This is a genomic window from Pseudoprimorskyibacter insulae, assembly GCF_900302505.1.
GTDB classification, from domain to species: domain Bacteria; phylum Pseudomonadota; class Alphaproteobacteria; order Rhodobacterales; family Rhodobacteraceae; genus Pseudoprimorskyibacter; species Pseudoprimorskyibacter insulae.
In genome coordinates this window covers 995,535-1,010,131 of sequence record NZ_OMOJ01000001.1, presented here as the reverse complement: position 1 = coordinate 1,010,131, position 14,597 = coordinate 995,535, and the positions used below count along the sequence as shown (strand labels likewise).

At 61.7% G+C, this 14,597-nt stretch carries 17 protein-coding genes and 1 tRNA gene; 4 read left to right on the top strand and 14 right to left on the bottom strand.

All coding sequences use genetic code 11. From position 1 onward, the window contains the following. Nucleotides 1-37: 37 nt before the first annotated feature. Both PRI8871_RS05130 and PRI8871_RS05125 read right to left on the bottom strand, forming a co-directional pair. Nucleotides 38-517 (bottom strand): GNAT family N-acetyltransferase, encoded by a 480-nt coding sequence (locus PRI8871_RS05130; protein ID WP_108885075.1) that lies wholly within the window; start codon nucleotides 515-517, stop codon nucleotides 38-40. Next, nucleotides 514-1,128 (bottom strand): VOC family protein, encoded by a 615-nt coding sequence (locus PRI8871_RS05125; RefSeq protein ID WP_108885074.1) that lies wholly within the window; start codon nucleotides 1,126-1,128, stop codon nucleotides 514-516. Before PRI8871_RS05125 ends, PRI8871_RS05130 begins: the two co-directional genes overlap by 4 nt. Before the next feature lie 143 nt (nucleotides 1,129-1,271). Between PRI8871_RS05125 and nhaA the strand changes: the two genes are divergently transcribed. Continuing rightward, a complete protein-coding gene (nhaA, locus tag PRI8871_RS05120; RefSeq protein ID WP_108885073.1) occupies nucleotides 1,272-2,468 on the top strand; it encodes a Na+/H+ antiporter NhaA in 1,197 nt (398 codons plus the stop codon). 93 nt (nucleotides 2,469-2,561) lie between these two features. Here the strand turns inward: nhaA and PRI8871_RS05115 are convergent. Together PRI8871_RS05115 and PRI8871_RS05110 are read right to left on the bottom strand one after the other, a co-directional pair. Beyond that, nucleotides 2,562-2,638, bottom strand: a tRNA-His gene (locus PRI8871_RS05115). 44 nt (nucleotides 2,639-2,682) lie between these two features. After that, the gene (locus PRI8871_RS05110; RefSeq protein WP_108885072.1) at nucleotides 2,683-3,165 is read right to left on the bottom strand and encodes a GNAT family N-acetyltransferase; all 483 of its coding nucleotides are present in this window, start codon (nucleotides 3,163-3,165) and stop codon (nucleotides 2,683-2,685) included. Nucleotides 3,166-3,247: 82 nt separating this feature from the next. Between PRI8871_RS05110 and PRI8871_RS05105 the strand changes: the two genes are divergently transcribed. After that, nucleotides 3,248-3,436: a DUF6324 family protein gene (locus tag PRI8871_RS05105; RefSeq protein WP_108885071.1), complete on the top strand. Its 189-nt coding sequence runs from the start codon at nucleotides 3,248-3,250 to the stop codon at nucleotides 3,434-3,436. On the opposite strand, the gene PRI8871_RS05100 is transcribed toward PRI8871_RS05105, so the two are convergent. Next, on the bottom strand, nucleotides 3,433-3,900 hold the full coding sequence (locus tag PRI8871_RS05100) for an MmcB family DNA repair protein (RefSeq protein WP_245897767.1): 468 nt from the start codon (nucleotides 3,898-3,900) through the stop codon (nucleotides 3,433-3,435). The genes PRI8871_RS05105 and PRI8871_RS05100 overlap by 4 nt on opposite strands. Nucleotides 3,901-4,047: 147 nt before the next feature. Between PRI8871_RS05100 and PRI8871_RS05095 the strand changes: the two genes are divergently transcribed. Both PRI8871_RS05095 and PRI8871_RS05090 read left to right on the top strand, forming a co-directional pair. Then, complete coding sequence (locus tag PRI8871_RS05095; protein ID WP_108885070.1) at nucleotides 4,048-5,361, top strand: AAA family ATPase; 1,314 nt, start codon at nucleotides 4,048-4,050, stop codon at nucleotides 5,359-5,361. Continuing rightward, nucleotides 5,358-6,095: a COG3904 family protein gene (locus PRI8871_RS05090; RefSeq protein WP_108885069.1), complete on the top strand. Its 738-nt coding sequence runs from the start codon at nucleotides 5,358-5,360 to the stop codon at nucleotides 6,093-6,095. The genes PRI8871_RS05095 and PRI8871_RS05090 overlap by 4 nt, the downstream gene beginning before the upstream one ends. 420 nt (nucleotides 6,096-6,515) lie before the next feature. On the opposite strand, the gene PRI8871_RS05085 is transcribed toward PRI8871_RS05090, so the two are convergent. From PRI8871_RS05085 to PRI8871_RS05045, 9 genes are all read right to left on the bottom strand, one after another. Further along, nucleotides 6,516-6,830 (bottom strand): hypothetical protein, encoded by a 315-nt coding sequence (locus PRI8871_RS05085; protein WP_108885068.1) that lies wholly within the window; start codon nucleotides 6,828-6,830, stop codon nucleotides 6,516-6,518. Nucleotides 6,831-6,944: 114 nt separating this feature from the next. Continuing rightward, nucleotides 6,945-7,427 carry a transcription antitermination factor NusB gene (gene nusB / locus PRI8871_RS05080; RefSeq protein ID WP_108885067.1) on the bottom strand — a complete coding sequence of 161 codons (483 nt, stop codon included), beginning with the start codon at nucleotides 7,425-7,427 and terminating at the stop codon, nucleotides 6,945-6,947. Continuing rightward, nucleotides 7,424-7,975, bottom strand: coding sequence for a 6,7-dimethyl-8-ribityllumazine synthase (locus PRI8871_RS05075; RefSeq protein WP_108885066.1), 552 nt, complete (start codon nucleotides 7,973-7,975; stop codon nucleotides 7,424-7,426). Before PRI8871_RS05075 ends, nusB begins: the two co-directional genes overlap by 4 nt. 5 nt (nucleotides 7,976-7,980) lie before the next feature. Continuing rightward, complete coding sequence (ribB, locus tag PRI8871_RS05070; RefSeq protein ID WP_108885065.1) at nucleotides 7,981-9,099, bottom strand: 3,4-dihydroxy-2-butanone-4-phosphate synthase; 1,119 nt, start codon at nucleotides 9,097-9,099, stop codon at nucleotides 7,981-7,983. Between the two features lie 122 nt (nucleotides 9,100-9,221). Further along, nucleotides 9,222-9,695 carry a globin family protein gene (locus PRI8871_RS05065; protein WP_108885064.1) on the bottom strand — a complete coding sequence of 158 codons (474 nt, stop codon included), beginning with the start codon at nucleotides 9,693-9,695 and terminating at the stop codon, nucleotides 9,222-9,224. A 20-nt stretch (nucleotides 9,696-9,715) separates the two neighbouring features. Continuing rightward, entirely contained in the window at nucleotides 9,716-10,186 is a 471-nt protein-coding gene (locus PRI8871_RS05060) for a c-type cytochrome (protein WP_108885063.1), read from the bottom strand. After that, entirely contained in the window at nucleotides 10,186-10,767 is a 582-nt protein-coding gene (locus tag PRI8871_RS05055) for a Tll0287-like domain-containing protein (protein WP_219928995.1), read from the bottom strand. Before PRI8871_RS05055 ends, PRI8871_RS05060 begins: the two co-directional genes overlap by 1 nt. A gap of 52 nt (nucleotides 10,768-10,819) precedes the next feature. Beyond that, nucleotides 10,820-12,316 (bottom strand): ammonia-forming cytochrome c nitrite reductase subunit c552, encoded by a 1,497-nt coding sequence (locus PRI8871_RS05050; RefSeq protein ID WP_108885062.1) that lies wholly within the window; start codon nucleotides 12,314-12,316, stop codon nucleotides 10,820-10,822. A 9-nt stretch (nucleotides 12,317-12,325) separates the two neighbouring features. Continuing rightward, on the bottom strand, nucleotides 12,326-14,320 hold the full coding sequence (locus PRI8871_RS05045; RefSeq protein WP_108885061.1) for an FAD-dependent oxidoreductase: 1,995 nt from the start codon (nucleotides 14,318-14,320) through the stop codon (nucleotides 12,326-12,328). Nucleotides 14,321-14,597 lie beyond the last annotated feature (277 nt).

The window sequence follows — 14,597 nt, the reverse complement described above, 5'->3', positions numbered from 1 at the left end:
AGTTTACGCGACTGGGGCAGGTCTGTCAGTGCGGCATTCAGAGAATTTTCTGCATGAGCACAAGATCCATCCAACGCCCGAATTTGCACCCGACTTGCGGCATTCGGCCCACTGTTTCAAAGCCGATTGCGGCGTGAAATGCCTCACCAGCCGAGTTTTCGCCGCTGACGCCCGCCACCAGCACATGCACCCCGGCCTGTTTGGCGGCGCTTTCCAGTGCCGACATCAGCGCACGCCCCACACCGCGCCCATGGGCAGCAGGGGCTAGGATGATCGTATGTTCCATCGAATGGACATACCCCGGCCCGCCCCGGAACTGAAAACAGGTGGCAAAGCCAAGGATCTGCCCGTCCGCCTCGGCCACTTGGTACAGGGGACCGCGCGCCACGATATCCGCCCTTACGCCCTCTTCGGTCCGCAGAACGGTCGAAAAGGTCACAGCGGTGGTTTCGATCATCGGGTTCCAGAAGGCCACAATCTGCGCGGCATCATCGGCCCGCGCGGCGCGATAGATCACGTCAGCCATACATCCCCCTGCGGCGTGGCAAAACAAGCCGTGACGCGCGGGGTTTCCGCCGCCACGAACCGCACTTCGGGCACTTCAAGAATTGAGTCAAGCAAGCCCTGCAAGCGATTGATTTCAGGATGTTCCAGCCGGATTTCCCTAAGCTTCACGCCCGAGGATGGCAGCGATGATCCGGGCGCGACGCTGGTGCCCCAATCGATCAGGGCCGGGAACACCCCGTCAAACGGCATTTGCCCATTTGGTGGCACCGCGATGCGCCAACGCAAATGGTCCCGTGTCAGGTCAACGGCCTGTCCGGCCATGGGCAACCGCGCGATTGCGGCATCCAGATCGTCGACCCGGCACACCCATGTCAGCAGCTTGGGCTGCGACGGCGGATTGTCCAGCCCGAACCACCGTGCATCCGCAGGCGGCGTGGCCGCGGGATCAATGCCGATCGCCTCAAGGTAATGCCCGCCGCCAAGGCCCATCAAACGATTGTGCGTGCCATAGCGCGGATGCAGTCCGCCCGGCTGCATGACAACACCCAGTTCGGTTTCCACATGCGCGGCCGCCGCATCAAGGAAGCGGTCGGCGACGACCAAGTGATCGAGTTTCAGCATTCCGGCCCAACCTGTTGTCCAAAAGACAGATTACGGGGGAAATACGCCCCGTCAATGCCACACTTCAAGGCCTGTGCGGTTGACAGAGGTCGTTCGCGCTCCACTTCAGACATACATGTTTTTCAAAGAGAAGGAGACCTCCGTTGCTCGTGCGCGCGCTTGATCGTTTTTTCCGGCATGAGGCCGCAGGTGGAATATTGCTCATGGTGGCTGCAATTGCGGCCTTGATCGTGGCCAATTCCAGTCTGCACGGCAGTTATGACTCGGCCCTCAGCAGCTATTTCGCGGTGACGTTGAACGGAGAAGGCGTTGAGAAACCTCTGATCCTTTGGATCAACGACGGGCTTATGGCGGTGTTCTTCTTCATGGTCGGGCTGGAACTGAAGCGCGAAGTCATGGAAGGCAAGCTGAAGAACCCGCGCGACGTGGTCCTGCCGGGGATGGCAGCGGTTGGCGGCATGGTTGTGCCTGCGCTGATCTTTGTGGCCATCAACTTTGGCAATCCGGCCACCATCCACGGCTGGGCGATTCCCGCCGCCACCGACATCGCCTTTGCCCTTGGCATTCTGGCGCTGATTGGTGACCGTGTTCCATCATCGCTCAAGATCTTTCTGCTGACGCTGGCCATTCTGGATGACATGGGCGCCATCCTGATCATCGCCTTGTTCTATACGGCTGAGCTGAAGCTCGATTACCTGTACCTCGCGCTGATCCCGCTGTTGGCCATGCTGTACCTGAACAAGCAGCGCATCCACCCGATTGGGCCGTTCCTGCTGCTGGGCACGGTGATGTGGTTCTTCGTGCTGAAATCCGGCGTTCACGCCACGCTGGCCGGGGTTCTGACCGCCTTCATGATTCCGCTGAAAGACCGCTGGGGCAAAAGCCCGCTGCATTCGGTGGAACATGCGGTTACGCCCTATGTTCTTTACGTCATCGTGCCGATCTTTGCCTTTGCCAACGCTGGCGTCGTGCTGACCGGGCTGACATGGGACCAGGTCTTTGCCCCGATTCCGCTGGGCATCGCGGCAGGCCTGATTGTGGGCAAGCAAATCGGTGTGTTCGGGGTGACTTGGGTTCTGGTGAAAACCGGTGTGGCGCGTCTGCCCAATGGCGCAAACTGGCGGCACATCTACGGCATCGCCTGCCTTGCCGGGATTGGCTTTACCATGTCGCTGTTCATTGGCGGGCTAAGCTATACCGACCAGACCCTGATGAACGAAGTGCGCATCGGCGTGCTGGGCGGGTCGCTGATTTCGGGGCTCATGGGCTATTTGATCCTCGCCACCGCGCCTGCCGCCGAAAAGGACCGAGTCGCGCCAGAGGCCCCGGCAGAGGCGTGATCGAACACATGGCGGGCCACCCGGCCCGCCAAACACGACCAAGCACACACAGAAATTCCGTGCGGGCCCAAGCGTTTAGCGTTGTTTGGAAGATGGTACCGCCTCCCCGGTTCGAACGGGGGACCTCTAGATCCACAATCTAGCGCTCTAACCAACTGAGCTAAGGCGGCACTGAGGGGCGAGATACAAAAGCCCGGCGGGGGATGCAAGCCCCCTAAAATGAAATTTCCCAATTCTGTCGAACGACATCGGCGCCAAAGGCCTGCATCGGTTCGGACGCGACGCAATGCCAGCCCAGTTTTTCATAAAGCGCACAGGCCGCCGCGTGGCTTTCATGGGTCCATAGCACCATTTTGGCATAACCCGCCTCGCGGCCCCAATCCATGCAAGCCTCAATCAACTTGCGGCCAAGCCCCATTCCCCGCGCGTCCGGCAGCAACAGGAACAAACGCAACTGCGCCACCCCCTCGCCCGCCGCGACGGAAAACACACATCCCAGCGGCACCCCGTCCCGTTCGGCGATAAACGCCCGGTCACGGCCCGGCACGCGGCTTTGGTCAAATTCGGCCAGAACCTGCGCCACAAGCGCGACAAAGCTGTCATCGAACCCGTCGGAGTCGGCATAATGAATGCGGTGCGCGTCGGTGATCCAGGCGGCGTCATCGCTGCGCCAATCGCGTATTGTAATCTTGTCCATATCCGGACCTAATCACTGCAATGCTTGCAATTCAAGCGCACCGGGTCTACCTGCGGCAGACACCATTCAGGAGGCCGCCCAGATGGGGATCAACGACGAAAGCGAAATCGAAGCCAACCTGCAAATCGGCCCGACCGATCACGGCATGGTGCGCCTGTTCATCTATGGCAGCACGATTGAAATCCCGATGGATTTCGACCCGGACGAAGCCGATGAAATCGCGGATGAAATCAAGGCCGCGGCGGCAACTGCCCGCAAGGTAAAGCGCTAATAGTACCGCGTGGCGTCGGGGTCGCGCAGCCAGTGCAGCCGCCGTGCTGCATGGGTCGCGAACCGGCGCACAACGGCATTGCGCCGCGCCCCGGCCAGTTTTTCTTCGGGTGCCATGCGTATGATCTCGGCGTCATAGGCATCTGCAAAGATCAGTCCGGTATCTTCGGGCAATAGTTCGGTCGGGAAGTCCTGATCGACGGCCCAGAAATACCGGTCACACCACTGCAAATACCCCTGCCACTTGCCATCGGACATAAAGTCCGCGCGGCTTGATTTGCATTCAATCACCCAGATTTCCGCCTTCGGCCCCATGGCCATCACATCGACCCGGCGGCCGCGTTCCGGCGTGAATTCTTCGATCGTGACAAACCCGTGTGACGCCAGATGACGGCACACCCCCCGTGCCAGCAATTGGCCAGGCATCAGCGTTTCAATCTCAGAAGGCGCGGTGATGATCTCCATAGGTAAATTGTGAACAATTCGTGAACAAATGGCAAGCAGGAACCGCGCTTCCAGCCGTTTCTTGCCTAAAACGCCTTCGTCGCGGGAATGAATTGCTTCTGGGCCGATGCAGCTTAGGTATTTGGAAAGACTTTTTATGAGACACCAATGCCAGACACACAGCACCACACCCGCCGCCCGCCCACCCGAGCCGAGGCGCGCGGCATTCGCCATGCCCGCGAGTTGGAGCAACATCTAACATGGCTCGACACGTTTTCAGGCACGGCGCTTGGCGTGTTGTCGGTGGCGTCGGGCATTTACACCTATCTTGGCGTGTCGTCCTTGCTGGATGACAATGGGGCCATGTCGGTCTTTGCGGCGGTGGCCTATTCGGTGGCGGTCTCAGTGGGGATTTTCGTCTTTTGGTCCTACCTGATGCGCCTGTTCCCGGCCGTGCGCACGGCGCGGGCGCGGATTGGGCTGATGGCGGCGATGGGGCTTGGGTCGGTCGCGATCATTGCCATGTCGTCCTGGCTGAACGCCGCCGCCCTTGCTGGGTCCGCTGCGGTTGAACAGCACTTGGCCAAGACCGTGCAAGACTATCAGCAAGCGCTTGAACGCACGCATGAAATCGCGCTGTCGGGTCAGGCCTTGGAACGCGACGTGGCGCGGGTGCGGCAAAGCTTTGAGGATCTGTCGCAGCAAGAGGCCGAAGGATCGCTTTCGGGGCTGGCCGGGCGCGGCGCGGTGTTCCGGGTGCTGCGGCAGAAATCGGCAGAGCTTGCCGCGCTGGAACAACAAATCGCCGCCCAGACGCCGCTGGTCGAATCCGCCTTTTCCGACGGCAACCTGATCCTGTCGCGGATGCGCGCCTTGACGGTTGAGCCCGGCCCGGTTGAAGCCCGATCTGTCGAGTTTTCCGAAGCGGCGGTAGAGCTTCAGGGCTTGGTCACGCAAATGCGCCAACTGACGGTTGCCGATCTGGTGGTCCGGGCGGCGCAGGATCTGGCCGAATCCGTGGTCCTGCCAGAACTGGACGGGCGCACCGCCGAAACCCGCACCGATCAGGCGGCGACAATTACATCGGTGCTAGAGGTGCTGGCGCAGCGGGCCGCGACCTTGGAACGCGCCGCGCAATCGGTGCAGGCGCTTCAGCCCCCAGCCGAGGTGACCTATACGCCCATCTCCTCGGCGGACGCGGTGATCCTCTATGCGCGGAACTTTGTGCCAAGCTGGGCCGGTGCCATCGCGATTGACCTGCTGCCAGCCGTTCTGGTCTTCATCGTGGCGATCACGCAATCGGCCATCCGCGACGGGCGCGAAGGCGCAGCAGTTGAGGACACCTTGACCTTGGCCGAATTGCGCGGGGCTTTGGCGGCGCTGCGCGATGTGGAAAGCGCGATGCAATCCATGCCCACGGCCAGCGATGATGACGAAGCGCCCGAGGCCCCGCCTGCGCCGGAACCGGAGCCCAAGCCATGAGCCTGTTTACGGTTCCCAACGTCCTGCGCGGCGTTCTGGGGCTGCAACTGGTGATCGGTGCGGCGCTGGTGCTGGGCGATATGGGCGGCGGCGGGATAGGCCTGCCGCGCCTGTCGCCCGATGTGCCGCGCCTGAGCGAACCCGTGCGCCCCGGCGATCAGCGCCGCGTGTTCAACCCATCGCGCGATCATCCCAACGTCCAGCCCCTGCGCGATCCCGGCCCCCTGCCCGACCGGCTGGTGCTGACCCAGATCGAGGGCGGGCAATGGCGGCTTGAGGGCACGATTGCCGAGGGCGATGCCGACCGGATCGGCCCGCAACTGTCTGAGGCCGCGCCCGAGGTGCTGGTGCTGCAATCGCCCGGCGGGTCCGTGCAGGATGCGCTGATTTTGGGGCGTGATCTGCGGCGCCTGGGGATCGGCACCCAGATGCTGGACGGAGAGTTTTGCTATTCGGCTTGCCCCTATTTGCTGGCGGGCGGCGCGGAGCGAGATATTTCCGAGGTGGCCTCGGTCGGGGTTCATCAGCATTATTTCGGGGAAAACAGCCTGTTGCCAGCGTTCACGGCGGTGGAGGATATTCAGCGCGGGCAGGCCGAGGTGATGCGGTATCTGTCGGACATGGGGATTGATCCGCTGGTCATGCAGCCCGCCATGAGCACGCCGCCGGATGAGATCTACATCCTGTTGCCAGAAGAGTTGCGGCAGTACGGATTCGTTGACGGTGACGCCTGAGGATTTTCGGGCGATTGGGGGCGCTGCCCCCGGCGCTACGCGCCTCCCCCGGGATATTTTTGGTCAGAAAATACATGGGGTGAAAAGACAAGGGCAGGCGCGAAAGCGCACATCCGCGCGAGGGCTCGGGCGGGAATGGGTGGGACGCCCGAGCGCGGATGTCGATCCCCCCTTGCCAAAGCCCGCGCCGCATCCTACCTCAGTCAGTGGCGGGTTCTGCCCTTCCTGTGCACGGTTGCATTCCGGTGGCCTTAAGCAATTCCGAGGGAGCTGGCTCTGTTCGGGCCGTGGCCTGATTACCTGGCGCCCACCTGTATATACAGGTCCTCGGGAATGAGATAACCCCACGTTTGTGTGGTTCCCGCCGCAAACAAAAAGCCCCCGGTTTTGGCCGGGGGCTTTTGCTTTGAAAACTGGGGTTTAGAGGTGGCGTTTGCGGCGCGGCGCGGCCTCAACCCGGATCGGAATGGGCTGCATTTGGGCCGGGATGCGCGGGCCGCCAGCGCCGGGGCCGCGGTCTTCCATACGCATGATGGCAATGCCAAACTGCACGCCCGCAAACACGATGCCGTTGAACAGCCACAGCAGCGCAACCGCCAGCAGGCCCACGTCGGACGTGGTGACCAGATGCCATAGGTTGGCGACATTCATCCCCAGAAGCATGGCCACGAACGCCGCCGACAGGCCGAAGCCAATTGCGATTTGGGTGATGTACAGGCGAATGAGTTTGGGCATCAGACGACTCCTCTGTTGGAAATCAGAGTAGCCGCGCCCACATCCTGCGCAAGGGGAAAGCGCAGAGTTTCGCCAAAGACATTGAAAATTCAGAATGTATGCGCAAAAAAGCGCTTAAAAGGCCTCGGGGCGGGCTTCGCGGGCCATGTGATCCAGCACGGCATTGACGAATTTCGCCTCGCGCCCTTCAGGATAGAAGGCTTTGGCCACATCGACGAATTCCACGATCACCACTTTGGGCGGTGTTTGGCTGGCCACCAGTTCTGCCCCGGCGGCGCGGAACAGCGCCCGCAGCGTCGGGTCGATCCGGTCGATCGGCCATTTGGCCACCAGCGCGCGGTCGGTCATTTGGTCGATCTTGGCCTGCCAGTTGACAGCCTCAGTCACCAGCATGCGGAACAGGCCAAGATCACCATCGATCATTTCACCTTCTTCCAGCGTCTCGCCAAAGCGGAAGTTGTGGAATTCGGCCATGACGGCATCAATCGACAGGCTGGAATGCTCCATCTGAAACAGTGCCTGCACCGCATAAAGACGCGAGGCAGATTTCATCTTGCGTTTCATATTGCCCGAAGGGGCGGCAGGCACTTGGGTCATGCGGAGGGGTTGCCTTTGTTGTCGCCTGCAATCTGGTATTCATCGCGGGCAGGTTGGAATCCCACACCTTGGCGCGGGGCGCCCCATTTACGCGCCAATGCCACCAGATGCAAGGCCGCAGCGGCCGCGCCGCCGCCCTTGTTTTGACCGGTCACTTCAGCCCGCGCCTGGGCTTGGTCCATATTCTCAACGGTCAGGATGCCATTGCCGATGCACAGGCCCTGAAGCCCCAGCAGGGTGATCCCGCGCGAGCTGTCGTTGCAGACGGTGTCGTAATGGGTCGTCTCGCCGCGAATGACGCAGCCAAGCGCGACATAGCCGTCATAGTTCGACAGGCGTTCGGCCATGCCGATGGCGGTTGGCACCTCGAGTGCGCCGGGGACTTCGATCAGATCCCACGTCCCGCCCGAGGCGTCGATTTCGCCCTTTGCGCCTTCGATCATCTGGTCGGCAATGGCGCGGTAATAGGGCGCGACGACGATCAGGATCTTGACCGGGTTGTCGAACGCAGCGCGCGGCAGGGTGTAGTGTTCTTCACTGGCGGCCATGGCGGTTACTCCGAAATTTTGCGGGTGCCGATGATCTCAAGACCATAGGCGTCAAGGCCGATGACCGTGGGCGTCGGCGAATTGGTCAGCAGTGTCAGCTTGGACAGGCCAAGCGAAGACAGGATCTGCGCACCAAGACCATATTGGCGCAGCTTTTTCGGGCTGCCCCCGTCGGCGCCGATCTTCATCGAGGTATCGCGCAGCAAGACGACAACGCCGCGTCCTTCGGCGGCAACCGCCTGCATCGCATTGGAGAATTCCGAGGCTCGGCCCATGGGGCCTGCGCCGACCAGATCCAGCACCGGGTCAAGCGCGTGCATCCGCACCAGAACCGGGTCATCCCCCGACAAATCGCCCTTGGTCAGAACGATATGATCGTCGCCATGGGTGGTATCGGTGTAGATGCGCATGGTCCATTCGCCGCCAAATTCGGACTGAATGGTTTCTTCGCTGCGCACGCGCACAAGATTGTCGTGGCGGCGGCGATAGGCGATCAGGTCGGAAATCGTGCCAATCTTCAGGCCATGCTTTTGCGCAAAGGCCACCAATTCAGGCAGGCGCGACATGGTGCCATCTTCGTTCATGATCTCGCAGATCACGCCCGAGGGGTTCAGACCGGCAAGGCGGCTGACATCAACGGCGGCTTCGGTATGACCGGCACGCACCAGCACCCCGCCCTTTTTGGCGCGCAGCGGGAAGACGTGACCGGGGGTCGCGATATCCTGCGGGCCTTTGGAGGCGTCGATGGCCACGGCAATCGTCTTGGCGCGGTCGGCGGCGGAAATGCCGGTGCTGACGCCTTCGCGGGCTTCGATCGAGATGGTGAAGGCGGTCTCATGGCGCGACGAATTGTTCGTCGACATCAGTTGCAGACCCAGCGATTCAATGCGGTCCGGCGTCATCGACAGGCAGATCAGCCCGCGCCCATGGGTGGCCATGAAGTTGATCGCGTCGGGCGTGGCCCATTGTGCCGGGATCACCAGATCACCTTCGTTTTCGCGATCTTCATGATCGACCAGAATGAACATCCGGCCATTGCGGGCGTCTTCGATGATCTCTTCCACAGAAGAAATCGCGTCTTTCCAGTTTTCCTCAACCGGGCCCGGCGTTTCAAAGTCGGTCATGGTGCCTCCGAACAGATACCTGCCGGAGATACGCCAACCGGGTCAGATTGACCAGAGTGCAGAGGACAAGCTGTCATGCTTTTGCGCCTGCCCCGGTTGGGGCAAGCGCCTGTGCGGGGGCGTTAGGCCCAGAATTTCCAGAACGGCTTCTTGCCCGGTGCGGCCCCGGCGGTTGCCAGTTCCGGCTCGGGATAGGCTGCGCCCTTCATCACACCGGCCAGCGTGGTGTAGGCGACGGTCCAGGCTTCTTTGACTTCGGGCGTGAAATCATCGCCCAGGCCCTTTTCCAGCGTGCGCAGCAGGGAAGCCCCGACCGAATCGTAATCCTGCGCTTTGACGCCGTAATCCACGTGCTTGACCGCCAGTTGCTGGGCCACGGGTACGATCTTGTCCAGATCGCGCAACCCGTTGACCACCACGGCCAGCGTCGCCATCAGCTTGCTGCCTTGGTCCTTCATATCGGCATTGGCGAAATACGGCTTTACCGCCGGAGCCGTTTCAAACAGATCCGCATAAAAAATCTCGGCGGCGGCGTCCTTGATCGGCACGACCTTGGCGAAACTTTCCTGGATCAGCGTGATTTGTTTATCGTCCATCTGAGTGTCCCCTCAATTTGTCATTTGTTGGTGGTGTCTTGCGCGTATCCCAGCGCGGGTTCTGCCCCGCCGCTGGCCCAGATCATGAAGGCGACCGCCGCCTTCACATCAGCATCGCTTAGGTCGGCATTGCCGCCTTTTGCGGGCATCTCGGCGTATTTTGCGCCTAGAAATCCGTTGATTGCATGGTCAAACAGCACGTCCAGCCCCTGCGCGATGCGCGGGGACCAGTCGTCTGATGACGTGATTTTCGGTGCGCCGATGGCCTTGTTGCCCCCATGACAAGCCTGGCACGTACCGGCCCAGACCGCTTTGCCAGCGGCCAAGACCGGGTCTTTGGGATCGGGCAGTTTGCTGGCCCGAACAAATCCCTTCAGCCCCTTGGCCGAAACGATGCCATCCGGGATATCCCCAGATGACCCCGGCTCTGAGCTTGAGGCTGTCGCGGCAAGGATACCCGCCGCGACCAACAGGATCGACGCAGGACGCATCAGCCGTCCATCGGGATGCGGATAACGACACCGCCCATCACGTCGCCCAGTTCAAAGTCAGATTTGGGCGTGTCTTTGTGATCGTTGTGGCAGCTCACGCAGGCGCCCGCGACCGCCGGGTCGCCGTATACGGCGGTGAAATAGGTGGTGCCGCCCAGCTCTTCTTCGCCGTAGAACGGCTCACCGGGGTTATCGACCACGTATTGCAGGCCTTCTTTTTCCAGATCGGTGGTCGGCGCGTTCTGCTTGTTGATCGGCCAGAGCGACAACAGCGAATAGGTGAATTCATCCGTTTCTTCGGCGACCATTTCCGCCCCAAAGCGGAACATCTGCGCGGGCAGCACCAGCGCCTTTTCGTCCATGAAGTGCTCGGATGCTTTGATCACGCCCTCTTCGTTTTGCAGACGGTTCACGATCAGGCGGGTATAGACCGCGCGGTCCGAGGCCATGACAAGGTGCAGAAGATCCGAGACGGTTTCATAGTCCATGCCTTCGGCGTTGGCGGCCGGGGCCGTCAGACCGCCAAGGGCCATTGCGCCGCCGACAATTGCGGCTTTCATCCGGGTGGTAAACTGGGTCATACTGTTGGTCCTGTTGCTATCATTTGTGGTTGCAGGTGTGTGTTCCAGCCGGTCATTGGTTGGCGCCTTCGTCTGGCTGGTTCACACGGTTCACCGCCCAATCGATCCCCTCGATGTGGCGATTTGGTTGTCCCGAGAAATTGTTCGCCACCAGCGCCGGATCGGCCAGCGCGTCGATGGAGAAGGCCAGCCCGTGGCAGTTGAGGCAGGTCGGGCGGATCATTTTCTCGTTCGGGAATAGGGTGTCATTCTGGTTGTGGTTGGTTGTCACCACACCTTTGCGTTCGGTCTGCGGCATATGGCAGGTGGCGCAGGTCACGCCCGAGCCGGGCGGCAAGAGCCCTGCGGTTTCATCCTGCCACAGCTTGAAATGCGGGCTGTCCTCATAGGCCAGCGAATGATCGTCATTGTGGCAGGTCAGGCACGCGCCCACGGCGGCAAAGTCCAGGTCCTGTTCATGCGGGGCATGGCAGGTTGCGCAGGTCAGATCCTTGCCCAGCGCCTCGGGCCGGAGCGAGACGCGCGCGCGGTCGGTGGACATCACGGCTTCGGGCGCGGGATCGTCGCTGAGGTAGGTTTCGATCGCCGTCACCAGCGCTTCTGGCGGTTTCTTCATGCCCAGCGCCTTGAGCGTTTTCTTGGCGTCGCGCGGCTTGGCGATCTCGGGGTGGCGGCCCATGCCGTGACGGCCAAGGGCAAAGGTCTTGGCCTCGCCCTTATGGCAGGTGGCGCAAACCGCTTCGCCCGGTGCTTGGGTCCAATTCGCCTCCACCTCGTCAGCCGTTTCCGATTTCGGCGCATGGCACGTGGCGCAGGTGACATCGGCGGCGGCATGGGCGCTGGCGGCCCAATGCTGCATCGGATCGTCCAGCGCATAGGCGGCGGGCACCTCAAGCGAAGCCAGATAGACCGATACCTCATCCACTGAGGGCCGCGCACGGGTGCGGGCAATGGCGGCCACAGGATGCACGGGATCGGGGAACAGCGCAGGTTCGCCCGCGTGTTTCACCAGAAAATCCTCATATAGCGCGCGGTTGTCGTGGTAGTTGTGGCACCCCGACGAGGCGCAGGTATCAAAGGTCAGCCCCTCATGGCTGGGCCGGTTCACGCGCACGTCCTGTTCGCCCTCGGAATGGCAGGCAACGCAGTAATCGCCCGGCAGGGTCACAAGACCGGCCTGCGTGATCTCAGGCTCATGCTCGGAATGGCAGGTGGTGCAGAACCGCGCGTCGACCTTGTCCCAATAGGCGGCCATGCGGGGATTGGTGAATTTCTTGGTCGGGTGGCTGTCGTCGGCCTCTTTCAACTCATCCTTGTGGCAGGTGGTGCAGGTCTTGTTGATGTCCTTGCGAATCTTGGATTGCGAGGCAAAGGCAGACGAGGTGTGGCAGGTCTCGCACGCGATTTCCAACTGGTGATGCACGCCGTCGGTTTGGCCGGGTGTCAGAACAGTGCGGTCGCCTGCGATATACAGCCGTGCCAAACCCGCCCCCGCCAGAAACAGCGTCAGCGTAATCCACAGGATCCAGAGAAGGCGATTTCGTGTCATTCCGGCCCCTCAGAACGCATAGCTTGCAAGAACGTGGATCAGGATCAGCACCGGAAGCGGCCAGATCGCGATGATATGCAGCCACGTCGGCAGTTTGCGCGGCGGTTTGCGGCTTGTGCCGACCCCCCGCGCCCGCAATTCGTGATCCCCGCCTGTTGTCAGTCCCGCCACCGCGCCAAACACCAGCGTCGCGGCATAGCTGGCCCCAAGCCAAAGGTTCAGGTTGTTGCCAAGGCTAAACCCCGTGTGGGCGAACAGCGCCGCCACCGCCCCAAGGCCGATGACGATGTGGATCAGCCGCCAATAGTCATAGCCGCCCAAGCGGTCCATCAGCCGAATGCGCTTGCGCAGGCCAAGGATCATCGCGGCTAGCGTGATGCCCAGCAGGATAAACCCCGACCATTGCTTGACGATCCCATCGCGCCACAGCCATACGCGCAGACTTTCGGCGTCATAGCTGTCTGGCAGCGGCACGCGGCCAAACAGGATCGGGATCAGCGCACCAATCGCGGCCATGCCCGACAGTGCCAATAGCGGTTTCCACAGCTGCATGGGTTTCGGCGGGCCGCCTGCGGTCAGCAAATCCTCCAGCACCGGGCGGCAGGTGCCGCAGATCGTTCCAGCGCCCGTTGCCTGCCCCAGATCCGGCACGTCGCTGGCCCCAGAGGTGATCGCCGCACGCGCCTGCCCGTAGGTAACGCCGGTGCAATTGCACAGAATGGCGCTGGCGGGCATTTCAGCCGGTTCCAGATCCTGTTCCGTCCAGAGCAAACCCGTTTTCAAAAAGCGGTAGACCATCCACGGATAGACCGTGTCCCCATGCTGGGCCGCATCCTGCATTCGGCTGGCCTGCGACCACCCGCCAACCGCAACCGCACCGACCAGCGCGCCGCGTTCGATGAAGATCCGCCGATAGGCCCCCTGCCCGCGCCAGACATGGCTGCGCACATTGGCCCGCGCCTCAAGCTGTTCGATTTCCCCGACCGAGAACACCTCGGCCCCTATGACCTTGAGCTTGGTCGCCGGAATTGCCCCGGCGAACCGCGGGGCGCCGCCTGTCAGCGCCTCCGCAGCCACCTTGGCCTGCTCGTATCCCGGCCCGACAAGGCCATACATCCGCCCGCGATGTTCGCAGCATTCCCCCACCGCATAGATTAGCGGGTCAGAGGTCTGCATCTGGTCTCCCACGGTGATTCCGCGCGAAAAGGCAATCCCGGCTTGTTGCGCCAGATCGGTGTTCGCGCGGACGCCGGTGCAGATTATGACCGTGTCAAACTCTTCGCGGCTGCCGTCGGCGAATAAAATCCTGTCGACCCGGTGCGTTCCCGTGATTTCGCGCACCGCCCGGCCCGTCATCACATCGACGCCAAGCGCGCAGATGCGCTCGGCCAACTTGGACCCTGCCTCAAGATCCAATTGACGGGGCATCAGGTGGCTTTCGTGTTCAATCAGCGTGACATCGCAGCCCCGGCGGCGCATCCCCCGCGCAGCTTCAAGCCCCAGCAATCCGCCGCCGATCACCGCAATCCGGCGCGCCGAAAAGGACCGCGCCATCAGGGCCGAGGCATCATCCGCCGTGCGGAAGGTAAAGACACCCGGCAGGGTCGTCCCCGGAAAGCCCGGCACAAAGGCCCGCGATCCGGTGGCCAGAACCAGCTTGGAATAGGCCCAGACATCGCCGCTACGCGTGATGACCTGCCGGGCCTCGCGGTCAATGCGGGCAACTGTCTGACCCCAATGGCAGGTCAGAAGATCGGTTTCATCCGTCAGCGGCAGGGTGATTTCATCGAACTGAACATCGCCGCCCAGCAGCGGTGTCAGTTGGACCCGGTTGTAGGGCGCAAAGGCTTCGGCCGTCAGCACATGCACGGCTTGCCCGCGCTTTGCCAGCTCTTGTGCCGTGCGCATTCCCACCGGTCCCCCGCCGATGACAATCACCGGGTGTCGGGATGGCGAACTTGCAGAATATTTATAGTTCGTCGTCAGGGATTCAGCGTGGGACATGGTGCACAGTTCAAGGCAAGCCCCTGAATTCAGGGGATACTTTGGCCGGAGCACCGTTGCTCACAAGGACTGGATTTCAACCCTGCGAAGGGTTCAGGTCTGGCGCCATTGCTAGATCCTGAAGCAATCTCCGCAGAAAAGGTGATTTGGAGTCAAGCGCATTCCAGCGCGTTTGCTGCCGATTGCTGCAACTGCATAATCAATGCGCAATTGCCCGGTTGTTCCGCGCCCGGACGAGGCGGCTTGCCGAAAAAAGAGGCTTTGAATAAACCTTTAA